Raw genomic sequence first — 21992 nt, 5'->3', positions numbered from 1 at the left:
CGCACCAGGAGCACCATGCCCTCGTCAACGTCCTCGTCAACGTCCCCGTCGTCGTCCCAGTCCTCGCAGTCCACGAGTCAGGCGGTCCCCACCGCCCACGTCCCCACCGAGGGCCTCATCAGCCCCGACCGCGTCCCCGTGCGCCGCGCCCTCGTCTCCGTCTACGACAAGACCGGTCTCGTCCCGCTCGCCCGCGCCCTGGCCGACGCCGGCGTCGAGATCGTCTCCACCGGCTCCACCGCCGCCACCATCGCCGCCGCGGGCCTGACCGTCACCCCGGTGGAGGAGGTCACCGGCTTCCCCGAGTGCCTCGAGGGCCGGGTCAAGACCCTCCACCCGGCCGTCCACGCCGGCATCCTCGCTGACCGCCGCAAGCCCGACCACCTCGACCAGCTGGTCACCCTGGGCGTGGCCCCCATCGACCTGGTCGTCGTCAACCTCTACCCCTTCACCGACACCGTCGCCTCCGGCGCCCCCTTCGACGCCTGCGTCGAGCAGATCGACATCGGCGGCCCCACCATGGTGCGCGCCGCCGCCAAGAACCACCCCGCCGTCGCCGTGGTCACGAGCCCCGGCCGGTACGACGACGTCGCAGCCGCCGTGCGAGAAGGCGGCTTTACCCTGGCCGACCGCCGCCGCCTGGCCGCCGAGGCCTTCGCCCACACCGCCGCCTACGACGCGGCCGTGGCGACCTGGATGGCCGGCCAGATCGAGACCGACGACGTCGCCGACGCCACGGACTTGGCCGATGCGGCCGGGGCCGACTCGCGCGGGCCGGCCGCGCCGCCGGCTTACGTCGGCGTCGGCTACGAGCGCCTGGCGAGCCTGCGCTACGGGGAGAACCCCCACCAGCGGGCCGCCGTCTACCGCACCGCCGGGGCGAGCGGGGGAGTGGCCGGCGCCCGCCAGCTCCACGGTAAGGCCATGAGCTACAACAACTACACCGACACCGACGCCGCCGTGCGCGCCGCCTACGACCACGGCCAGGCCGTCACGGTCGCCGTCGTCAAGCACGCCAACCCCTGCGGCATCGCCGTCTCGGCCGCCGGTGACGTCGCCGAGGCCCACCGCAAGGCCCACGCCTGCGACCCGGTCTCGGCATACGGCGGCGTCATCGCCACCAACGCCATCGTCACCGCCGAGATGGCCCGTCAGATCAAGCCGATCTTCACTGAGGTCGTCGCCGCCCCCGCCTTCGAGGACGAGGCCGTGGAGATCCTGTCCACCAAGAAGAACCTCCGCCTGCTCCTCGTCGAGGCCCCCCAGCGCGAGGGCTACGAGATCAAGCAGGTCACGGGAGGCGCCGTCATCCAGGAACGCGACGTCCTGGACGCCGCCGGTGACGACCCCTCGGCCTGGACCCTGGCCGCAGGACCGGCCGCCGACGACGCGCTCCTGGCCGATCTGGCCTTCGCCTGGCGCTCGGTGCGCGCCGTGCGCTCCAACGCCGTCCTCCTGGCCCATGACGGCGCCACCGTCGGCGTGGGCATGGGGCAGGTCAACCGCGTCGACTCCTGCAAGCTGGCCGTCGAGCGCGCCAACACCCTGGGGGCCCGCTCCACCGGCGACGCCGCCAACGGCTCCCAGAAGGAGAAGGGCGCTGTCGGCGGGGCCGATGCGTCCGAGGTCCTGGCGGGGGCCGCCGCGCCTCAGCGCGCCCGCGGGGCCGTGGCCGCCTCCGACGCCTTCTTCCCCTTCGCCGACGGCCTCCAGGTCCTCATCGACGCCGGGGTCCGCGCCGTCGTCCAACCCGGAGGCTCCATCCGTGACCAGGAGGTCATCGACGCCGCCCAGGCCGCCGGCGTCACCATGTACCTCACCGGCACCCGCCACTTCTCCCACTGAGCCGCATGCGCCGCCTTGCGCCCGACCCCTCGCGCCGGGCACAAGGTGGGTGTGCGAGTCGGAGACAGGTCATGGACCCGCATCCCTCGCGCAGATAGGCTCCTGCCCGTGACTCATGACCCGCATCCCCAGCAGGCCGAGCACAAGGAGCCCTACCGCACCATCTGTGTTGTCCTCGTGGCCCTCGGCCTGGCGGCTGTCCCCACCATCGCGCTGCTGGGGCACCGCCGCATCGCCGTCCTGTGGACGGCCACCGGGATCCTCATGCTGGCCATCGTCCGCCTCCAGCGCCCCGACGGCACCTGGCTGGCGGCGCGCAGCCGCCTGTTCGACGTCGTCCTCGGCATCGGCCTGGCCGCCGTCCTGTTCCTCCTATCGCCTTACGTCAACCTGCCCCGCATCCTGTGAGCGGGGAGCAATCCTCACGCCGCCTGAGTTCTCACGGTGATGCTGCGCGCCGCCCTGTGTGATCTGTGCCCTGGAAATGCTCATTCTTCGGTCCGGTTCGGCGCCGTGACCGAGCGGTATGGCACGCTGGCCCCAGTCAAGACGTCTTGTCATCTCGTTTCACACCCTGAAGGTCCCTCCATGTCAAGCAATCCCTCAGCCTCGCCCTCGCTGGCCCATCGTCTCAGCCACAGCATCCTGACCTGGGTCATTGGCGCGATCCTGCTGGCCCTGCTCCTGGGCTCGGTTCGCTTCGGGGGCCACCCGCTCATTCCCAAGCCCGTCGGCAATGTCTTCGCGACCTTCTCCGACCTGTTCAGCCAGTTCCTCAGCTTCTCCATCCCGCTCATCATCATCGGCTTGGTGACTCCCGCCATCGCCGACCTGGGGCGCGGGGCCGGTAAGTGGCTCGGGATCACGACGGCTCTGGCCTACACCTCGACCCTCTTCGCCGGCTTCCTCACCTTCCTGGTGTGCGCCGCAACCTTTCCACGCCTGCTCGCCGGGACGACCTTGAATGCCGACAAACCCGGGTCGGATCTGAGCGCTTACTTCTCGGTGCCGATGCCGCCGGCCCTCGAGGTCATGACCGCCCTGCTGCTCTCCTTCGTCCTGGGCATCGGCCTGTCCATGGTGCCCCGGGGGGTGCTGCGCAAGGGCTTCATCGAGTTCCGGGCCATCATCACCCGCGTCATCGAGCGGATCATCGTCCCGCTGCTGCCCCTGAACATCTTCGGCACCTTCCTCAACCTCACCTATACGGGAGACGCTGTTGTGGTGATGAAGGCGCTCCTGCGGGTCGTCGTCGTGGTCCTCATCCTCGAGGTCGTCATCCTGGGCATCCAGTTCCTCACCGCAGCACTCATCGGTCGCCGCAACCCAATCAAGGCACTGCTCACCATGCTCCCGGCCTACCTGACGGCTCTGGGCACCTCCTCGTCAGCGGCCACGATCCCGGTCACCTTGCGTCAGACGAAGAAGAACGGCGTCTCCGACGCGGTGGCCTCCTTCACCGTCCCCCTGTGCGCCACGATCCACCTGGCAGGATCGACCTCGAAGATCTTCGCCTTCGCCTTCGCGATCGTCCTCACCCAGGGCCTGCACGTGAGCACCGCTCAGTGGATCGGCTTCATCTTCATGCTCGGCATCACGATGGTGGCCGCACCGGGCGTCCCCGGAGGCGCCATCGTGGCTGCCGCCGGTCTGCTGTCCTCCATGCTCGGTTTTGACAAGCAGCAGGTGGACCTCATGGTCGCCACCTACATCGCCCTGGACTCCTTCGGCACCGCCACGAACGTCACCGGTGACGGCGCCATCGCCATCATCGTGGACCGGATGGCCGGCGGCTCCGTCAACGACGAGGGCGACCCGGAGAACGTCCGTGAGCTCTCCTTCGACGGGATGGCCTACCTCAACGCGGTCAGCGTCGAGGGGGTCGTCAGTCCCGAGGAGCTCGAGGCCTCGGCCGCGGCCACCCGCTCAGGCGAGTAGAACCGAGTACATCGCAGTCAGCCGGTCGGGCGCCGGAAGTCAATGACTCCCGACGCCCGCCCAGTGTCTCGGCCTGAATCCGCCTGCGCCCGCCGCTGTCTCAACGACGGCCGATCAGTGTGCGCAGCGCTCCGGGCTCGGCCAGGAGCTTGGCCGGCGGCCCCGTCTGCACGATCGCCCCCGCGTCCATGACGACGACGTGGTCGGCCTGCTCGGACCACTGCAGGCGGTGAGTGATCTCAATGATCGTCGCCTGCGGAAGATAGGTGCGCACCCCGATGCGCACCCGCTCATCCAGGTCAGGATCCAGGTGCGAGGTGAACTCATCGAGGATGAGCACCCCGGGACGGGCCAGGAGCGCGCGGGCCAGTGCCAGGCGCTGGCGCTGGCCCCCGGACAGGGACTGGCCGCGCTCGCCCACAAGGGTGTCGTAACCGTACTCGAGGGCCTCGATGTCCTCATCGATGCAGGCCGCTTGGCACGCCCGGCGCACCTGGGCGTCAGTGGCCGACGGTGCCGCCAGGCGCACATTGTCCGCAATGGTGGCCCGCATGAGGTGGACCCGCTGATCCACCAGACCGATCTCCTGGTAGAGGCTGACGGCACGCAGGTCGCTCACGTCCTGGCCGTCGATGAGGATGCGGCCCGAGTCCGGCTCATCGAAGCGCACCGCCAGCTGGGCCAGTGTGGACTTCCCCGCTCCGGAGGCCCCCACGATGCAGGTCCACCGTCCGGCCCTGGCTCTGACACTGGCGCCGCGGACGGCCTGGGTGGCGGTGTTGGGGTAGGAGTAGGTGACGTCCTGCCACAGGACCTCGTGGGAGATGCCGGCGGTCAGCTCCTCATCGCCGTCGCGCACCTCCACGGGTGCGTTGACGACCTCCCACACTCTCTCGGCCGAGGCGAAGGAGGCATTGAGAGCGCTCGAGAGCTCCTCGACGCCGCGCACTGTCTCGGACAGCCGCAGCACCGCAGCGGCCGCCGCAGCCAGGAGGGGGACGCCTGCGCCCGAGCCGGTTGCCGGCTGCGTCGCGCCCATGGCGACGACGGCGATCGGTGCGCTCAGACTCGCCAGCTGGTTGAGGCCTCGGCGTACGGAGGCCCACTGCCCGGTTGGCCGTGCGGCACTGGCGATCTCGGCGTCGATCCTGGCCATCTCATCAAGACGCTCCTGGCTGCGCCCGTACCCGACGACCTCGCTCATGCCCTGAACGGTGTCGGTCACGTGCTGGGTGAGATCCGCTCGTGCCGCCGAGACTGAGCGGGAGGCATCCACCGAGGTGGCGAACCCCAGGCGGGGCACGATGAGCAGCTGGAGCACCACGAAGGGGAGCGCTGCCAGGGCCACCAGCCAGGACACCTTGAGACCGATAACCGTGAGCACCGTGATCGGCGCGACGACGGCGCAGACCGCCGGAGCGAAGGTGTGGGCGAAGAAGACCTCGATCCGGTCCACGTCCTTGGTGGCCCGCGACAGCAGGTCGCCCGAGCGCGACGTCGCGCTGACCCTGGGGGAGCGGGGGATGAGCGAGCGGAAGATCTGGCCTCGCAGCAGCTCGAGGGCCTTGAAGGCCACCAGGTGCCCCAGGAACTGCTCGGCGTAGCGCAGGGCCGCCTTGAGCAGGGACAGTCCGGCCATGACGGCCAGGACCGGCCAGATGGCCGGCACCGGTGCGTCCGTCGCCATCGCCAGACCCGTACGGGCCACGGCGTAGGCGCCCAAGGAGAACAGGGCCACGCCGCACAGCATGTCAGTGATACGGCACAGGGTGGAGCCCAGCAGTGGTGAGAGGACCGGGCGGGTGACCTGGAGCAGCCAGCGCACCAGCATCGCCCGCGGGACAGGTGCCTGTGCGGAGGCATCGGCCCGGCCGGTCCGGCTGCCCTGCCCCGAGTTGCCGGCTGCCTTTGAGTGGGGCGCCGAGGACCGTCTCGACTGGATCGATCGGATCATGCCCGCTCCTCCTGGTGATCGCCGTCGGTGGCCTCGGGGGAGGGCTCCTCGGTCTCGTGGGCCCCGGGCTGTGTGGCCTCTTGGGTGGGCGCTGCGCCGGCGGATCTGGGTGCCCCGGCTCCGCCCACCTCGTGGACCGCCCCGGCCTCGACCCTCACCGTCCGGTCCGCTGCGGTCAGCGCCCCGACGCGGTGGGAGATGGTGACGACGGTGCGGCCCTGGGCCAGCTGCTCAAGGGACTCCACGATGGCCGCCTCGCTGGCCAGGTCCACCTGGCTGGTGGGCTCGTCCAGGAGCAGCACGGGGCGGTCGGCCAGGAAGGCGCGGGCCAGGGACAGGCGCTGGGCCTGACCACCCGACAGCCCCAGGCCGGCTTCGCCAACCTGCGTCTCCAGCCCCTCGGGCATGAGCGCCACCTCCTTGTCGAGGCGGGCCACCTCCAGGGCCTGCCACAACTGCGACGGCGTCGCGTAGGGCTGGGCCAGACGCAGGTTGTCGGCGATCGTCCCAGTGAACAGCCAGGTCGTCTGCGCCACCAGCGCTGAGGCCGAGCGCACCTCATCCTGCGTCGCGGCGCTCAGCTCGGTGCCCTCGACGCACACGGACCCGCCACTGGGCAGCAGGTTGCCGGCGAGCATCGCCATGAGCGTTGACTTGCCCGCCCCCGAGGGGCCCACGACCGCCAGGCTCTCGCCGCGGCGCACGCTCAGGTTCACGCCCTCCAGCACCGGGTCGGCGTCCCAGGCGGCCTCGACGTCGTTGAGCACGATGGCGGCCTGCGCGCTCGCCGCGGGGGAGGTCCGGGCCGTGGGCCGAGTGGTGGAGCTCGGCAGGGGGCGCGACAGGATCCTGCCGATGGCGCGCTGGTTGGCCATCCCGCCCATGCCCACGTAGAAGAAGGCGCCCACGTGGTCCAGCGGCTCAAGGAGCACGTAGGAGGTCAGGACGATCGCCAAGGCGTCACCGACATCGATCACGCCGGTGGACAGTCGCAGCAGGGCCAGGCCAGCGGCCACGGTGATGAGGAAGAGCGAGAACAGGCCGTCGGTGAGCAGGATGACGAGCTGGTTGCCCGCCAGCAGCCCCATGACTGCGCGGCGGTTCGACTCCCCTTCCAGGCGCAGGCGTGCACTGGTGCGCTCCGCGGCCCGGGCCAGGGTGAGGGTCCGCAGACCCTGGATCGCGTCGAGGTACTCGGCGGCCAGACGCATCCGCGCCTGTCGGGACTCCGACGACGAGGCCCGCAGCCGCGAGTGGCACCAGGCGATGAAGGCCGGCACCACGACGACGGCCGCTGCCAGGACCAGAGCGGGAACGACGTCGACGACGACAGCCAGCTCGACGAGCACCAGCAGGGGCGCCGCTGCGGCAGCCAGCGTGGGGGCCAGGAAGGTCTGGCGGTAGAGGGCCACGCGCTCGGCGCCGTCGGTCAGCAGGGAGGCGGTCGCGCCGCTGCGGACGTCGGTGGCGCGCGCCGGCCCCAGCCCCAGCAGATGAGCCAGGGTGAGTCGGCGCAGATGCGCCTCCTCGGTGAGCGCACTGAAGCGGGCAACCCGCTGGGCCAGCAGCTGGCAGGTGGCGCTCACGGCGGCCGCGGCCAGAGCCTGAGCGAGCAGGCCCGTCGCAGGCGAGGAGCTCAGCAGGGCGCCCAGGACGCGTCCGGTGGAGATGAGGCACCACCCGGCTCCCAGGGCGCCCAGGAGCGTCAGGCCGAAGGAAAGGGCGCCTGCGCGACGCCCGGCGGGTGAGGAGACCACGGGGCGGGGCGGGGAGCCACGGCGCAGCAGCGCGAGGATGGGCGCGGGGGATCGGCGTGAGCTCATCACGGTCCTGGAGGCGAGAAACGGGCTGGGGGAGGCCCCCAGCGTATCGACCAGGATGGGATGTTGTCAGGGGCGGTGAGTATCTCGTTGGGATGATGGGCTACCAGGAGGAATCCCACCTCCATGACCCCAGACAGTGGTGAGAGTCACGAAACGCGGCGGATCGGTGTATTCACCTGCGCGAACGTCATAGCGTTGTCCTGCCGGGCTGCCGCCTGCGGCCCGCGACGACACACGTCTCGAAGGAGTCCTCGATGGCAAACGCTCCCGTCAACATCACCATCACCGGTGCTGCCGGCAACATCGGCTATGCCCTGCTGTTCCGCATCGCCTCCGGTGCCCTGCTCGGCCCGGACCAGCGAGTCAACCTCCGCCTGCTGGAGATCCCGCCGGCCGTCAAGGCCGCTGAGGGAACCGCGATGGAGCTGTTCGACTCCGCCTTCCCGACCCTGGGCAGCGTCGACATCTTCGATGACCCCAAGGCCGCCTTCGAGGGCGCCAACATCGCCTTCCTCGTCGGCTCCATGCCCCGCAAGGCCGGTATGGAGCGCGCCGACCTGCTCTCCGCCAACGGCGGCATCTTCGGCCCCCAGGGCGAGGCCCTCAACGCCGGCGCCGCCGAGGACATCAAGGTGCTCGTCGTGGGCAACCCCGCCAACACCAACGCTCTCATCGCGGCCTCGCACGCCCCCGACATCCCCTCCTCGCGCTTCACGGCCATGACCCGCCTGGACCACAACCGTGCCCTGGCTCAGCTGGCCACCAAGGCCGGTTGCCACGTCACTGACATCGACAAGGTCACCGTCTGGGGCAACCACTCCTCCACCCAGTACCCCGACCTGACCCAGGCCACCGTCAAGGGCGCCCCCATCACCGACATCCTGGCCGACCGGGCCTGGGTCGAGAACGACTTCATCCCGACCGTCGCCAAGCGCGGCGCCGCCATCATCGACGCGCGCGGTGCCTCCTCGGCCGCCTCGGCCGCCTCGGCCGCCATCGACCACGTGCACGACTGGGTGCTGGGCACCTCCGGGTCCTGGACCTCCTCCTCGGTCATGTCCGACGGCTCCTACGGCGTTCCCGAGGGCATCATCTCCTCCTTCCCCTGCACCTCGGAGAACGGCGAGTGGAAGATCGTCCAGGGTCTCGAGATCGACGACTTCTCCCGCGCCAAGATCGACGCCTCGGCGGCCGAGCTCGTCGAGGAGAAGAGCACGGTGGCCTCCATGGGGCTCATCTGAGTCCCTCCAGCCCTCCGGATCGGCGCTCGGGCTCGCCCTGAGATCCCGCTCGATCCCGACCCGTTCCTGGTACGGACCACCCCTGGGGCGCGGGGGACCGTGAGTCCTTGTCCGCTTCCGTCCTATGGTCCTCGCCGCTCACCTGAGCGGCGAGGACTTTTTTCACGTCTGTAGCGGATGAGGTGGGGAATGAATCTCCGTCATTGCTGGTATAGACCTGTAGCTCACGACCAGTACAATGATTGTTTACGCACTATGTGTTTGAGTTTCGCTCAGTTTAGGTCTACTCTCCTGGGGAGTTCAGATGACTAGACAACATCTGAGCTCCCAGCCCGCGGCAACGGTGCCGTGGTCATGAGACACCGTCGTTTCTAAGGAGCAGTCCCATGCGTCCCACCCACTACCTCTCCCGCCGCGCCGTGCTGGCAGGGCTGGGAACCACTGCAGTCGCCGCCACCCTGGCCGCCTGCGCGACCTCCGGCAGCTCCGGCTCGAAGTCCGGTGGAGCCGCCGGTGAAGGGGACGCCAGCCAGGTCGACGTCGTCACCTGGTGGTCGGCCGGCTCGGAGAAGCTCGGCCTGGACGCCCTGATCAAGGTCTTCAACCAGCAGTTCCCCAAGACGAAGTTCGAGAACAAGGCCGTCTCCGGCGGCGCCGGCAGCCAGGCCAAGCAGAAGCTCGCCGCGGACCTGGCCGCCAAGAACCCGCCGGACACCTACCAGGCCCACGCCGGCGCCGAGATCAAGGACCACATCGAGGCCGGCTACCTGCTGGACGTCTCCAGCCTCTACGAGGAGTTCAAGCTCAACGAGGCCTTCCCGGCCACCCTCATGGACCGCCTCAAGGACTCCGACGGCAAGATCTACTCCGTGCCCTCCAACATCCACCGGGCCAACGTCGTGTGGGCCTCGGTGCCCGCGCTCAAGGCCGCCGGGCTCGACCCGACCAAGCCCGCCACCACCATCGACGCCTGGATCGCCGACATGGAGAAGGTCAAGGCCGCCGGCCTGACGCCCATCACCATGGGCATGGCCTGGACCCAGCTCGAGCTGCTCGAGACCATCCTCATCGCCGACCTGGGCGTGGACGCCTACAACGGGCTCTTCGCAGGCAAGACCGACTGGGGCGGTGCCGAGGTCACCAAGGCGCTGGGGCACTACAAGACCATCGTGGGCTTCACCGACTCCTCCCTCTACACCGAGGACTGGGAGCCCGCCATGAAGCCCATCATGGACGGCAAGGCCGCCTTCAACGTCATGGGAGACTGGGCCGTGGCCGGCTTCGACGCCGCCGGCAAGAAGGCCGGCCAGGACTACGTCTACTTCCCGGTCCCGGGCACCGACGGCGTCTTCGACTTCCTGGCCGACTCCTTCACCCTGCCCGACGGCGCCAAGCACCCAGGCGGTGCCAAGAACTGGCTCAACGCCATCTCCTCCAAGGACGGCCAGATCGCCTTCAACACGGTCAAGGGCTCCATCCCGGCCCGCACCGACCTCACCGACGAGGAGAAGGCCAAGTTCTCCGACTACCAGCGCTCGGCCATGGACTCCTTCGCCAAGGACAAGATCGTCTCCTCCATCGCTCACGGCGCGGCCCTGCCGTCGAAGGCCACCAACGCGATGAACGACGCCCTGACCAAGTTCGCCCAGGGCGCCTCAGACGTCACCGCCCTGCAGGCCGACCTCAAGGCGGCTGCAGCCTCCTGACCGGTTCCCCGGGGCGGGGCGGGCCGTGCGCCCGCTCCGGTCCGCCCCCGTCCCCGGGGCCACCCTCCCGCCGATCACCCAGCCGGCGCTCATCACCACGACAGGCGGAACCCTTCCGTCACTTACGCATCAGGAGAACCTTGTGAGCACCAAGAGCGCCCCCGTGCGGCGCCGTCGGGCGAGCTGGAGGCAGTGGGGCCCGGGCCTCCTGCTCATCTCGCCCTCGATCATCCTCGTCGGCGTCTTCGTCTACGGGATGATCGGCATCAACATCAACACCTCTCTGCTGGACATGCACACCGCCGGCCAGGTCTCCGGACGCAGGGGGACCACCGTCGTCGGGCTGAGCAACTTCACGACCCTGTTCGGCAACCCGGACTTCCGCCACTCCTTCATCAACCTCATCCTGTTCACCGTCACCTTCCTGGCCGGCACCCTCGTGGTCGGCTTCCTGTGGGCCTGGCTCCTGGACCGCCCCATCAAGGGGGAGGGGATCTTCCGCTCCATCTTCCTGTTCCCCATGGCCGTGTCCTTCGTGGCCTCGGGCGTGGTGTGGCGGTGGCTGCTGAACTCTGCGCAGGGGGAGAGCGCCTCCGGGCTCAACCGCCTGTTCGAGATGACCGGCCTGCGGTTCCTGGAGAACTCATGGACCCAGAACACCACCTGGGGGATCCTGGCCATCGCGCTGCCGGCCGTGTGGCAGCTGGCCGGATACGTCATGGCGCTCTTCCTGGCCGGCTTCCGCGGCATTCCCGATGACCTGCGTGAGGCCGCCCGGGTCGACGGCGCCAGCGAGTGGCAGCTCTACAAGTCGATCATCTTCCCCCAGCTGACCCCGATCGCCCTGAGCGCCGTCATCATCATCGGACACATGTCCCTGAAGTCCTTCGACCTCATCATGTCGATCACGGACCAGCGCACCTACTCCACCAAGGTCCCGGCCATCGACATGTTCAACTTCATGACCGACAACGACTACTCCAACGCCGCCGCCGTCGGCACGATCCTGCTGGTCCTGGTCGCCGTCGCCGTCATCCCCTACCTCATCCACGACGCCAAGGGCAGGAGGTGAGCGACCATGACACAGGCACTCACGACGCGCAGTGCGCGCCGCCCCGGCTGGGGCCAGACCGTCCGCTTCATCCTGCTGCTGGCCTCGGTGGTCCTCGTCCTCATCCCGGTCTACGTCCTGCTGGTCACCTCCTTCAAGGGATCCGCCGACGCCGACCCCTCGCGCACCTGGTACCTGCCCGAGGTCTGGGTCACCAAGAACTGGTCCAACGCCTGGAACCAGCTCAGCGGCGGGCTGCTGCGCTCCCTGGCGCTGGTCATCCCCTCCTCGATCATCTCCGCGATGCTGGGCAGCGCCAACGGCTTCGTCCTGTCCAAGTGGCGCTTCCCCGGGGCCAACGTGGTCTTCACCCTCATCCTGTTCGGCATGTTCATCCCCTACCAGGCGGTCATGATCCCGCTCATGCGCCTGGTGACCAGCGCCGACCTGGGTTTCGGGATCCACACGCTGATTCTCATGCACGTCGTCTACGGCATCCCGATCACGACGCTCATCTTCCGCAACTACTACGAGACCATTCCCCACGAGCTCATTGAGGCCGCCCGGGTCGACGGGGCCGGCATGCTGCGCACCTACGCCTCGGTGGTCCTGCCGATCTCGGTGCCCAGCTTCGTCGTCGTCCTCATCTGGCAATTCACCTCCGCCTGGAACGACTTCCTGTTCGCCCTGTTCTTTGGCGGTGGGGCGCAGTCCGGGCCGGTGACGCTGGCGCTGAACAACCTGGCCCACGGCTCGATCCTGGCCGACTACGGGGCCTCCATGTCCGGGGCGCTCATCGCCTCGGTGCCGACCCTGGCGGTCTACATCCTGCTGGGCAAGTACTTCGTCGGCGGCCTCATGGCCGGATCCGTCAAGGGCTGAGACCGGCCCGGACCGCTCGCCCCGCGTCCTACGCTCCCGCCTGCTCTCGCATCCGGCTGCCGCCCCGGCTTGGGGATGGCAGCCGGATGTGATGTGATCGGGGCATGGCACGTCGCAGATCCAAGCGCCCCTACGGGCAGGGGCACATCCCCTTGAGCATGGACCGTCTCGCCTCCGTGCCGCGCACCCAGACCGGCCCCGGCGGCGCCGACTTCACCGTGCGCCACCTGCGTGGCGGGGACAAGTCCTACACCTGTCCCGGCTGCCACCGCGTCATCCCGGCCGGCACCGCGCACGTGGTGGCTTGGAGCAATGAGTCCCTCTTCGGAGCCGACCGCGGACTGGAGGAGCGGCGTCACTGGCACACCTCATGCTGGGAGCGGCGCCTCTGGTAGAGCCCGACGCCGGCGGGAGACAGCGGGGCAGCGGGGCTGAGAGTCACACGAGCGGTTCTTCGCAGCGCTCCTCCCAGCCCGGAAGCAGACGGTCCAGCGCGAAGCGCAGCGGCACGATGTCCCCGTCGCGTCCGCCCTCGCCGATGGTCATCGGCACCGGTTGGCTCTCGGGCCTGACACCGCGCAGGCGCTGCCCCAGGCTCAACGGCATCGACAGGACGTAGTAGCTCCCCTGCGTGTCGATGCCGACCGTCTCGTCGGCCCTCAGGTACCAGCCGCGCAACGGGGTTCGGGCGCTACCGCCCCCGTAGCCGCGCACCCGCAGAGGAACGTCCTCAAGGCCCTCCTTGCGGGCGACGGTGAGGAAGAGCCCCACGATGCGGGCGGCCCGGGCGTGCTCGGCATCCTGACGCTCCTGGAGCATGCGGGCCCGCTGCGCGGCCGCACGACGACGCGACGCCGCCCAGTCACAGTCACCAGAACCGCTAGAGCTGGTGGACTCGGTCTCGGACCGGGCGGCGTCGTCGACTGTCATGTCAGCGTCTCAGCGACGTCCTTTGCCCTGACGGGGGTGGCGGTTGGCAGAGTTGCCGGAGTTACCGGAGCCGTTGGAGCTCTTCCCCGGGGCCGGGACGTGCTCGATGCGAGCGGGGCCGCCCTTCTGGGCGTTCTTCGGGGCCGGCTGCTGGCCACTGCCTGAGGCCGCAGCGGCCTTGTTCGCGGCCGGCGCGGGGGCCGCCGAGGTGGCCGACGGCGCGGAGGAGGCGCTGCCCGAGGCGGCGGAGCGCGGGCTGCCGGCACTGCCGGACGCTGCCGGCTCTGCCGACTCCGCCGACTCCGTGGAGGGCGGCTCTGGAGCCGGAGCCGGACTCGACTCCTGAGGCAGGGCTGCGACGTGGTCGGAGAAGGTGGGGGCCTGGGGCAGTGCGCCTCCCAGGACGCCGCGCATCTCGGTGAGGTAGGCGGCGACCGAGTCGCGCTGGCGCTCAAGCTCCTGGAGCTGGCGGGCGGCCACCTGGGCGGTGACGTCGGCGTCCGCACGGGCGTCGCTGATGATCTGCTCGGCCTCGATGCGGGCCTGTGCCAGAGTCTCTTCGGCCTGGGTGACGGCCTCCTCCTGGCGCTTGCGGGCCTCGGCGTCGGTGCGCGCGCGGACCTCCTCGGCCCGGGACAGCGCCTCCTGCAGACGCTCCTCGGCCTCCTGGGCCTGGATCTGGGCCTGCTCCTGCATCTCGCGGATGCGCTCGCGCGTGGCCTCGTGGGCGTCGGAGTCCTCCTGGGCGGCCTGCTCGTGGGCCGCTGCGATCTCCAGGGTGGCCTGCTGGCGCAGCTCGGTGGCCTCCGCGCGGGCCGCGGCCGCCTCGTCGGTGGCCGAGCGACGCAGTGTCTCCGACTCGTTGCGCGCCGAGGTGAGGATCTCCTCGGCCTCGCGCTTGGCCTTGCCAACGGTCAGCTCGGCCTCCTGCTTGGCTGCGGAGAGGATTTCCTCGGCCTTCGCCGTGGAGGTCTTGTGCAGCTCGTCGGCCTCGGCCGCGGCCGCCTCGCGGTTGGCGGTGGCGTCGCGCTCGGAGGTGATGGCGATCTCGGCAGCCTGCTTGCGGGCCTGGGACAGGACCAGTGCGGCCTCGCGCTCCGCGCTGGCTCGCATCTCGGTGACGGCCGCCTCGGATTCGGCGGAGATCTGGGCGGCCTTGCGCGAGGCAGAGGAGACCAGCTCCTGGGCGCGGGCCTCGGCGTTGGCCAGAGCGGTCGAGGCTTCCCCCTGGGAGCGGGAGCGCAGCTCGCTGGCCTCTCGGCGGGCATCAGCGAGCAGGGTCGCCGCCTCCGAGGCGCTGCGCTCGGAGAGGTTCTTGGCGTTGGTCCGGGTCCGGGTCAACAGGGCGTCGGCCTCGGCGTTGGCCTTGGACAGGACGGAGGCGCTCTGCTCCTCGGCGCTGCGCAGCAGCTGCTCGATCCGTGAGCCCAGGCCGGCGTAGGTCGGCTTGTCGGACTCCCGCAGCCGGCGCTGAGCATCGGCCAGCTCGCCGGCCAGCGTCATAGCGCGCTGGTCAAGACTGGCCACCTCGCGACGCGCGTCGGCCAGCTGGCGCGAGAGCTGCTCCAGCTTCCGGTCGACCTGAGCGCGGTCGTAACCGCGCATCGTGATGGCAAACTCGCTGTATTCCTCAGCCACGTCGGGTTCCTCCTCCTGGCGAGCTGGGGACGCTCACCACCAGGGCAAGCCTAACGATTGGGTGTGATCAGGGCGGTAATCACAAAAGAGTGACCATACTCACAGAAAGCTGGTGGTGGTTCGGTTCCCGACCGAGCAGGAGGAGTCGCGGATGGATGCACTGGTGGACTGCTCGGGCGTGTCCGATCTCGTGCGCGCGTTTCTTCGCGCGTTCCCCCGTTTCCGCTTCGAGACCGCAGCGCCGCTCGACGGAGCGGCGAGGCCCTTTCTGCTGGCAGAACTCCGGGAGATATCGCTTCGCTCAGCGCGTGTCTGGCTGTGATCTTGCGCCGAGGTCGGTGCGGTCGCGGGGTCCATCATGCGATTCTGGTCCTAGGCGGGCGCACGGTGAGCGCTCGCAGCGATACCCGGCTCCGCAGCCGGCCGTCGTCCAACCGTCCGCGAGCATAGGAGATCCGCGTCGTGAGTCGACGTATCTTGAGCGTGGTAGTGACCGTCCTCGGGCTGGTCCTCGTCGCCCTGGCCGTTTGCTCGGCCACCATCTGGAAACCCGGCTCCAAGGTCGAGGCGAAGTTCGCCTCCGGCCCTTCTCAGCCCTACGTCATCACAGCCCCCGGGGTTCTCAGTGGTGCGGACTCTGACGTCACCGTGACGGCGAGCTCCTCCGACGGCAAGGACGTCCACCTCTTCGTGGCCAGGGCGGCCGACCTCGACGCCTGGATGAGTCCCGACGCCGACAACGCGCTGCCCTACACGGTGGTCACCAGTATCGACGCCGATGCCGGAACCCTGTCCTCCAGGGACGAGACCCAGTACTGCCCTCCGGCCAATGCCACTCCCGCTCCTTCCGCGGCGGCCTCCTCTCAGCCCTCAGCCTCCGCGCAGGCCGGCGGCTCGCAGTGCTCGGCGCGCAAGGCCAAGGGCGTGACCGCCTCGGGCTCCGACATCTGGCTGGGGGAGAAGACCGGCGGCTCGTCAGTCACCTTCAACACCGGCAAGGACGCCGACCGCGCCATGCTGCCGCGCAAGAACGTCGACGAGCAGATCGTCGTCATGGCCATGACCGACGGCAAGGCCCCGGCTCCCGGCCTGACCATCAGCTGGAAGCGCCAGGTGGAGACGCCCTGGTACTTCTACGGGGGACTGGTTCTGGGCAGCCTCTTCGTGCTCGTGGGGGCCTTCCTGTTCTTCATCGACCTCCAGCTGCGCCGCGCCAATGTCGATCGGCGCACCCGTTCGGCCGAGCGGGCGGCCCGCATCGCCAACGCCGACTCGGTCTCCACCCAGGGCATCCCCCAGGTGGACGATCCCGACCGACGGCTGACCCGCCGAGAGCTGCGGGACAAGGAGCGCGCCGAGGCCTCGGGCGAGCCCTGGACCGACCCGCGCACCGGGCGCGTCTACCTTGACGGCGTCGAGACGTTCTCCGCCCCCTCGACAGCTGAGGCCCTCCCCGCCGACTACTACGACGACGGCCCCTCAACCGGGCTCAGTGCCGGCTCCGGCAGCGGGTTCGGTGACGGAGCCGCGGCCTCCTACGGTGAGAGCCACGGCGGGCAGGGCGACCACGCGGTTGCCGGCCTTGCCCGAGGCGCGTCCGTCGTCCCAGGTCTTGATGAGACAGCCACCCGGCAGTACCGGGCCGCCCGGGAGCCGGAGGGCCTCCAGGACGGTGAGGCGCTGGCCATCACCTCGGATGCTGCCAACACCTCCGACTCATCGGCTCACTCCAACCCCCCGGCTCTCAGTGACGGCGTCGGCACCGGTGTCGGCGCCGGTCACATGGCCGTGGGCGCGGACCAGGTGGCCGACCAGCCCGCCGACGTCCCGGACTACTCCCGCTTCGCACCGCCGGAGCACCACACCAGCCACGTGGCGGGCGGTGATGATGCGCAGTCCTTCGAGACCGACACCGCCGAGTTCCAGGACGCGGCCTCCTTGGCCCCGTCGCAGGACCCCGGCCTCCAGATGCCGACCGGATTCGCCCAGCCGGAGGTGAGTGACGCGTCGCTGAGCTGGAGTGAGCAGGAGGTCGAGCCGGCGCGCGGCCCCGCCTTCTCCCCGAGCGGCTTCTTCGGGGACTCCTCTGCGACGTCGACCACCGTGTCCTGGCCCTCCTACTCCGACGGCGTCGAGCTGCCTCCCGAGGCCGACCCCGCCGTCATCCAGGCCGTCGACGCCGAGCCCCTCAGTGAGCCAGACCCCACCGCGGACCCCGACAACCAGGAGCGCGCATGATGTCCACCCGTCGAGCCTTTCTGAGCGCAGGCGGTGCCTCCGCCATCGCCCTGAGCCTGGCCGCCTGCTCGCGGTCTCAGCCCAAGACCGCCCAGACCGTGGCCTCCGGTACGCCGATCGCCGAGCCCGTCCTCAACGACAAGCAGCTCGCCGAGATCCTCCAGCGCGTCCAGACCGGCCTGGCGGCGGCGGACAAGGAGAAGAACGCGGACAAGCTCAAGGAGGTCATGTCCGGTCCGGCGGCGCGGATCCGTGCCGCCGAGTACGCCACCGCCTCCGCCAGCGGGAACGACTCCTTCATCCACGCCATGACCACGAAGATCCAGGGCGGGGGAGTGGGGCAGACCATCGGCTTCCCCCGTAACGCCGCGGTCGCCTCGGAGGGCGACAAGAGCGTCTCGATCATCTCCCTGGAGCAGGGCTCGGCCCGGGACCAGTTCAAGGTGTGGGCCTGGGTGCAGGGTTTCGCCGTGCAGGCGAGCATTCCCGTGCTGACCAAGCAGTCGGCCCAGCACGCCAAGCAGATGACGGCCGAGTCCACCGGGCTGGTCGCCACCCCCAAGGCGGCCCTCGACTCCTACGTCGATGCGCTCAACCACCCCGACGGTGAGAACGGCAAAGCCTTCCCCGATGACGATCTGCGTCGAAAGGTCCAGAATGCCCGAGCCACCGATCTCAAGTCCCTGGGCGAGGTCACCGTGACGGCGGTTCCCGGCCAGGACGGGTTCCAGGGCCTGCAGCTGGAGGAGGGGGACGGTGGGGCGCTGGTCTTCACCACCCTGACCTTCACGGTGGTCTACAAGCGCACCGTTGACGGCTCCGACCTCACCTTGCAGGGTGACGTCGCCGCCCACATGGGTGGCAACCAGAAGATCCTCGGTACCGTGACCGCCACCTACGACTCCATGGTGGCCTTCTCCATCCCCAAGGAGGGAAGCAACGAGAAGGTGACCGTTCTGGGCGCCGAGACGGCGCTCATGAAGGTGGAACGGGACGACTCCAAGACGCCGGCCCCCACGGCTTCGGCGTCGGCCAAGCCGTCCTGACCGCCTCCGGTCCCCGGCCCGGCTCCGTGACTGCTCGGAGTCGGGCCGCAGGCGCGCCCAGACCGGTGAGCAGCGTGAGGCCCGCCAACCGCGCCGGCGCCCACGGACACTGAAAGACCCAGACCAATGAAGCAACCGGGCTGCGGCCCGAGGAAGGCAGAGCTGCCATGAGCATGTTCGGCGCCGTCGACCTGTCCAGTTTCGCCCCCGCCACCAAGCTGGCCGGCTCTACCGGCGCCACCCTGAGCCCCACCGCCGGGGACCGCCCCTCAGGAGCTTCCGGGTTGCCGGTGCCGCTCGTGGTCGACGTCGATGCCTCCAGCCTGCGCGAGGCCGCCGAGGTCTCGACCCGGGTTCCCGTCGTCATCGTCCTGCACACTCCGCGCAGCCAGGCCAGTACCGACCTCGCCGCCGCGTTGGAGCAGCTCGCCGATCAGTACGCCGGCCGCTTCCAGCTGGCGCGCGTGAACGTGGATGCCGCCCCCGAAGTCGCCCAGGCCCTTCAGGCTCAGGCCATTCCCACCGTCGTGGCCCTCATCGCGGGCCAGCCGGTGCCGATGTTCCAGGGGACGGTGCCCCAGGAGCAGCTGCGTTCGGTCATTGACCAGCTGCTGGAGGTAGCTGCCGCCAACGGTGTCAACGGCACCATCGCCGTCGATGGCGCGGCTGGCGGTGACCCCCAGGCCGAGCCCGAGGAGACCGAGGTCGAGCGGGCCGCCCGCGAGGCCATCGAGGCCGGGGACTTCGCCGCCGCCGAGGAGGTCTACGCCCACGCCATCGCCCAGAACCCCGGCGACGACGACCTCAAGGTGGCCCGCAACCAGGTGCGCCTCATGGCCCGCCTGGACGGCCAGGACCCCCACGAGCTCCTCGCAGCCGCCGACGCCGCGCCCACGGATCTGACTGCGGCCCTGGCCGGTGCCGACGCCGCCCTGGCTCTGGGGGATGTCAACGCCGCCCTCGGCCGGGCCCTGGAGGCCGTGCGAACCCACGTGGGGGAGGAGCGGGAGACGGTCCGGCTGCGACTGCTCGAGCTCTTCGAGATCATCGGCTCCACCTCCCCGGAGGTCGCCCAGGCCCGCCGCCGCCTGGCCACCATGCTCTACTGATCCTCGGCGGGCTCTGCTGAGGACGTGGCAGCGCCCAGCGCATACGGAAAAAGGAGTGCCCCTCACCAATCGTGGTGAGGGGCACTCGCTCATGCCATGACGATCAGGCGATGGGCTCGGGGTCGATCTTCCAGACCTCGCGGGCGTAGTCGCTGATGGTGCGGTCGGAGGAGAAACGGCCCGAGCGGGTGATGTTCACCCAGGCCTTGCGCTGCCAGGCGCGGGTGTCGGCGTAGTCGGCCGCCATGGCGTCCTTGGTCTCGCGGTAGGAGGCGAAGTCGCCCAGGACGTAGTAGACGTCGGCCGGCTCGTGGGAGGCCTCCAGCAGGCTGCGGCGCAGGTCGGCGAACCAGCCCGAGCCGTTGTCGTCCAGGGTGCCGTCGGTGAAAGCGTCCAGGACGCGCTTGAGACCGGGGACGTTCTCGTAGTGCCACACGGGGTCATAGCTCTCACGCAGGGCGGGCAGCTCGTCCTCGGTGGCGCCGAAGATGTAGGCGTTGTCGTCCCCGACGGCCTCCAGGATCTCCACGTTGGCGCCGTCGAGCGTGCCCAGGGTCAGGGCGCCGTTCATCATGAACTTCATGTTGGAGGTGCCCGAGGCCTCCTTGCCGGCCATCGAGATCTGCTCGGAGACGTCGGCGGCCGGGATGATGTGCTCGGCCGGGGAGACGTTGTAGTTGTGGACGAAGACGACCTTGATGGTCTGGGAGACCACGGGGTCGTTGTTGACCAGGTCGGCGATGGCGTTGATGAGCTTGATGACGCCCTTGGCCCGGATGTACCCGGGGGCCGCCTTCGCCCCGAAGATGAAGACCCGCTTGGGGACCTGCAGGCTCGGGTCCTGCTTCATGCGGAAGTAGAGGTCCAGGATGTAGATGGCGTTGAGCAGCTGGCGCTTGTACTCGTGGAGGCGCTTGATCTGGACGTCGAAGATCGCCTCCGGGTCGATCTCGATCCCCTCGCGCTGGGCGATCCACGCGGCGAAGTCCACCTTGTTGGCGTGCTTGATCTCCGCCAGGCGGTCGTAGACGGACTCGTCCACGGAATCGGTGTGCTCGGCTAGGACGGAGAGATCCTTGACCCAGGCGTCCGAGCCGGTGACCTCGTCCAGGAGCGCCGACAGGCGCGGGTTGCACTGGCGCAGCCAGCGGCGGGGGGTGACGCCGTTGGTCTTGTTGTTGAAGCGCTCGGGCCAGATGGCGTGCCACTCGCCCAGGGTCTCGCGCTTGATGATCTCGGTGTGCAGCGCGGCGACGCCGTTGATGGAGTACGAGGCGTAGCAGGCGATCCAGGCCATGCGCACCTTGTCCCCGCAGATGGGGGCCATGTAGTCGATGGTGTCCTGCTCCAGGCCACGCTCGGCCATCTCCATGCGGAAGCGGCGGTCGATCTCGCGAACGATCTCGGTGATGCGCGGGAAGAGACGGTCGAAGATAGAGATCTCCCAGGTCTCCAGGGCCTCTGCCAGCACCGTGTGGTTGGTGTAGGCGAAGGTCTTGGTGACCACCTCCCAGGCCTCCTCCCAACCCAGGTGGTGCTCGTCCAGGAGGATGCGCATCAGCTCAGGGATGGCGAGCACCGGGTGGGTGTCGTTGAGCTGGATGGCGTTGAAGTCGGCGAAGCCGGTCAGGTCCTCACCGTGGTGGCTGACGTAGTTCTCGACGATCTGCTGCAGGGAGGCCGAGCAGAAGAAGTACTGCTGGCGAACCCGCAGGACCTTGCCCTCGTAGGTGGTGTCGTTGGGGTAGAGGACACGGGAGATGTCCGAGGTGCGCTCGCGATCGACGATGGCCTCGGTGAAGCGCTGGGAGTTGAAGGCGTCGTAGTCGAACTCCTCGAGCGGCTCGGCCTTCCACAGGCGCAGGGTCCCCACGTTCTTGGTGCCGTAGCCGGTGATGGGCATGTCGTAGGGGATGGCGCGCACGGTCATGTCCCGGTAGTGCACCAGGCGCTGGGCCTCCTCGTGGCGGATGACGAAGGGGTAGCCCTCCTCCATCCAGGGGTCGGGGTGCTCGGTCTGGAAGCCATCTTCGAAGAGCTGCTTGAACAGCCCGTAGCGGTAGAGGATGCCGAAGCCGTTGACCGGCAGGTCGAGGGTGGCGCAGGAGTCGAGGAAGCAGGCGGCCAGGCGTCCCAGCCCGCCGTTGCCCAGGGCTGCGTCGGGCTCCTGCTCCAGGACGTCGGAGAGGTTGACGCCGAAGGAACCGACAACCTCGCGCGCCTCGTCGACCATCCCCAGGTTGGAGAGGTTGTTGAGCAGGGCGCGGCCCATGAGGAACTCGGCGGAGAAGTAGTGCTCCTGGCGCCCGGCGCTGTACTTCTGCTCGGTGGCGTACCAGTCGTCCGCAATAGTGTCGACGACGGCGGCGGACAGGCCCTGCCAGACCTCCATGAGGGTGGCTGCGGTCTCGGGGCGACCGGATACGGCGCGCACCTGCGCGGGGGCGCTCGTGACCAGTTTCTGTGTCATTCTTCTTCCCTTGTCAGGCATCGTGGTCGCCGACTGCAAGAATTTTGCAGCGGACTGAAACATCGTACATCGACGGGGCCGGACCGACCGGAGCACGCAGAGTTACAGGGCACCGGAGGCC

General features: G+C 69.4%; 17 protein-coding genes. 12 read left to right on the top strand and 5 right to left on the bottom strand.

All coding sequences use genetic code 11. The annotated features are described in order from the left end of the window. The first annotated feature begins 15 nt into the window (after nucleotides 1-15). The 3 genes from purH to RIV14_RS06620 all read left to right on the top strand — a co-directional run bounded on the left by purH (nucleotide 16) and on the right by RIV14_RS06620 (nucleotide 3783). Nucleotides 16-1845, top strand: coding sequence for a bifunctional phosphoribosylaminoimidazolecarboxamide formyltransferase/IMP cyclohydrolase (gene purH, locus RIV14_RS06630; protein WP_256699305.1), 1830 nt, complete (start codon nucleotides 16-18; stop codon nucleotides 1843-1845). 108 nt (nucleotides 1846-1953) lie between these two features. Next, on the top strand, nucleotides 1954-2253 hold the full coding sequence (locus RIV14_RS06625) for a DUF3017 domain-containing protein (RefSeq protein WP_070659526.1): 300 nt from the start codon (nucleotides 1954-1956) through the stop codon (nucleotides 2251-2253). 180 nt (nucleotides 2254-2433) lie between these two features. Next, nucleotides 2434-3783, top strand: coding sequence for a dicarboxylate/amino acid:cation symporter (locus RIV14_RS06620; protein ID WP_075372662.1), 1350 nt, complete (start codon nucleotides 2434-2436; stop codon nucleotides 3781-3783). Between the two features lie 100 nt (nucleotides 3784-3883). Here the strand turns inward: RIV14_RS06620 and RIV14_RS06615 are convergent, their stop codons facing one another. Further along, on the bottom strand, nucleotides 3884-5737 hold the full coding sequence (locus tag RIV14_RS06615; protein WP_075372661.1) for an amino acid ABC transporter ATP-binding/permease protein: 1854 nt from the start codon (nucleotides 5735-5737) through the stop codon (nucleotides 3884-3886). Next, the gene (locus RIV14_RS06610; RefSeq protein WP_075372660.1) at nucleotides 5734-7560 is read right to left on the bottom strand and encodes an ATP-binding cassette domain-containing protein; all 1827 of its coding nucleotides are present in this window, start codon (nucleotides 7558-7560) and stop codon (nucleotides 5734-5736) included. Before RIV14_RS06610 ends, RIV14_RS06615 begins: the two co-directional genes overlap by 4 nt. A 254-nt stretch (nucleotides 7561-7814) precedes the next feature. Between RIV14_RS06610 and RIV14_RS06605 the strand changes: the two genes are divergently transcribed. The 5 genes from RIV14_RS06605 (at nucleotide 7815) to RIV14_RS06585 (ending at nucleotide 12835) form a co-directional block, all read left to right on the top strand. Continuing rightward, nucleotides 7815-8801 carry a malate dehydrogenase gene (locus RIV14_RS06605; protein WP_075372659.1) on the top strand — a complete coding sequence of 329 codons (987 nt, stop codon included), beginning with the start codon at nucleotides 7815-7817 and terminating at the stop codon, nucleotides 8799-8801. Nucleotides 8802-9187: 386 nt separating this feature from the next. After that, nucleotides 9188-10507 (top strand): ABC transporter substrate-binding protein, encoded by a 1320-nt coding sequence (locus RIV14_RS06600; RefSeq protein ID WP_075372658.1) that lies wholly within the window; start codon nucleotides 9188-9190, stop codon nucleotides 10505-10507. Nucleotides 10508-10649: 142 nt separating this feature from the next. Further along, nucleotides 10650-11579, top strand: a complete 930-nt coding sequence (locus RIV14_RS06595) for a carbohydrate ABC transporter permease (RefSeq protein WP_075372657.1) — start codon at nucleotides 10650-10652, stop codon at nucleotides 11577-11579. Between the two features lie 6 nt (nucleotides 11580-11585). After that, complete coding sequence (locus tag RIV14_RS06590) at nucleotides 11586-12440, top strand: carbohydrate ABC transporter permease (protein WP_075372656.1); 855 nt, start codon at nucleotides 11586-11588, stop codon at nucleotides 12438-12440. Between the two features lie 104 nt (nucleotides 12441-12544). Next, complete coding sequence (locus RIV14_RS06585) at nucleotides 12545-12835, top strand: hypothetical protein (RefSeq protein ID WP_070659509.1); 291 nt, start codon at nucleotides 12545-12547, stop codon at nucleotides 12833-12835. Nucleotides 12836-12878: 43 nt separating this feature from the next. On the opposite strand, the gene RIV14_RS06580 is transcribed toward RIV14_RS06585, so the two are convergent. Together RIV14_RS06580 and RIV14_RS06575 are read right to left on the bottom strand one after the other, a co-directional pair. Then, on the bottom strand, nucleotides 12879-13370 hold the full coding sequence (locus tag RIV14_RS06580) for a hypothetical protein (RefSeq protein WP_075372655.1): 492 nt from the start codon (nucleotides 13368-13370) through the stop codon (nucleotides 12879-12881). Between the two features lie 9 nt (nucleotides 13371-13379). Then, the gene (locus RIV14_RS06575; RefSeq protein ID WP_070659505.1) at nucleotides 13380-15008 is read right to left on the bottom strand and encodes a DivIVA domain-containing protein; all 1629 of its coding nucleotides are present in this window, start codon (nucleotides 15006-15008) and stop codon (nucleotides 13380-13382) included. Nucleotides 15009-15159: 151 nt separating this feature from the next. Here RIV14_RS06575 and RIV14_RS06570 point away from each other — a divergent pair, with 151 nt between their 5' ends. From RIV14_RS06570 to RIV14_RS06555, 4 genes are all read left to right on the top strand, one after another. Beyond that, a complete protein-coding gene (locus tag RIV14_RS06570) occupies nucleotides 15160-15330 on the top strand; it encodes a hypothetical protein (protein WP_178387871.1) in 171 nt (56 codons plus the stop codon). Nucleotides 15331-15470: 140 nt separating this feature from the next. Then, complete coding sequence (locus tag RIV14_RS06565; RefSeq protein ID WP_075372653.1) at nucleotides 15471-17246, top strand: hypothetical protein; 1776 nt, start codon at nucleotides 15471-15473, stop codon at nucleotides 17244-17246. Then, nucleotides 17243-18292: a DUF8094 domain-containing protein gene (locus RIV14_RS06560; protein ID WP_075372652.1), complete on the top strand. Its 1050-nt coding sequence runs from the start codon at nucleotides 17243-17245 to the stop codon at nucleotides 18290-18292. The genes RIV14_RS06565 and RIV14_RS06560 overlap by 4 nt, the downstream gene beginning before the upstream one ends. A 167-nt stretch (nucleotides 18293-18459) precedes the next feature. Further along, on the top strand, nucleotides 18460-19401 hold the full coding sequence (locus RIV14_RS06555) for a tetratricopeptide repeat protein (RefSeq protein WP_075372651.1): 942 nt from the start codon (nucleotides 18460-18462) through the stop codon (nucleotides 19399-19401). 103 nt (nucleotides 19402-19504) lie between these two features. On the opposite strand, the gene RIV14_RS06550 is transcribed toward RIV14_RS06555, so the two are convergent. Next, nucleotides 19505-21871 carry a glycogen/starch/alpha-glucan phosphorylase gene (locus RIV14_RS06550; protein ID WP_070659495.1) on the bottom strand — a complete coding sequence of 789 codons (2367 nt, stop codon included), beginning with the start codon at nucleotides 21869-21871 and terminating at the stop codon, nucleotides 19505-19507. Nucleotides 21872-21992 lie beyond the last annotated feature (121 nt).

Origin of the sequence: Actinomyces acetigenes (assembly GCF_031296635.1) — a bacterium.
Lineage (GTDB): Bacteria > Actinomycetota > Actinomycetes > Actinomycetales > Actinomycetaceae > Actinomyces > Actinomyces acetigenes.
This window is presented reverse-complemented; position numbering and strand designations above follow the sequence as displayed.

What these genes read in the sequence shown, in the direction of transcription:
- purH (WP_256699305.1), top strand. Translation starts at nt 16, where the DNA reads ATGCCCTCGTCAACGTCCTCGTCAACGTCCCCGTCGTCGTCCCAGTCC.
- RIV14_RS06620 (WP_075372662.1), top strand. Translation starts at nt 2,434, where the DNA reads ATGTCAAGCAATCCCTCAGCCTCGCCCTCGCTGGCCCATCGTCTCAGC.
- RIV14_RS06615 (WP_075372661.1), bottom strand. Translation starts at nt 5,737, where the DNA reads ATGATCCGATCGATCCAGTCGAGACGGTCCTCGGCGCCCCACTCAAAG.
- RIV14_RS06610 (WP_075372660.1), bottom strand. Translation starts at nt 7,560, where the DNA reads ATGAGCTCACGCCGATCCCCCGCGCCCATCCTCGCGCTGCTGCGCCGT.
- RIV14_RS06605 (WP_075372659.1), top strand. Translation starts at nt 7,815, where the DNA reads ATGGCAAACGCTCCCGTCAACATCACCATCACCGGTGCTGCCGGCAAC.
- RIV14_RS06600 (WP_075372658.1), top strand. Translation starts at nt 9,188, where the DNA reads ATGCGTCCCACCCACTACCTCTCCCGCCGCGCCGTGCTGGCAGGGCTG.
- RIV14_RS06590 (WP_075372656.1), top strand. Translation starts at nt 11,586, where the DNA reads ATGACACAGGCACTCACGACGCGCAGTGCGCGCCGCCCCGGCTGGGGC.
- RIV14_RS06585 (WP_070659509.1), top strand. Translation starts at nt 12,545, where the DNA reads ATGGCACGTCGCAGATCCAAGCGCCCCTACGGGCAGGGGCACATCCCC.
- RIV14_RS06580 (WP_075372655.1), bottom strand. Translation starts at nt 13,370, where the DNA reads ATGACAGTCGACGACGCCGCCCGGTCCGAGACCGAGTCCACCAGCTCT.
- RIV14_RS06570 (WP_178387871.1), top strand. Translation starts at nt 15,160, where the DNA reads ATGGATGCACTGGTGGACTGCTCGGGCGTGTCCGATCTCGTGCGCGCG.
- RIV14_RS06560 (WP_075372652.1), top strand. Translation starts at nt 17,243, where the DNA reads ATGATGTCCACCCGTCGAGCCTTTCTGAGCGCAGGCGGTGCCTCCGCC.
- RIV14_RS06555 (WP_075372651.1), top strand. Translation starts at nt 18,460, where the DNA reads ATGAGCATGTTCGGCGCCGTCGACCTGTCCAGTTTCGCCCCCGCCACC.
- RIV14_RS06550 (WP_070659495.1), bottom strand. Translation starts at nt 21,871, where the DNA reads ATGACACAGAAACTGGTCACGAGCGCCCCCGCGCAGGTGCGCGCCGTA.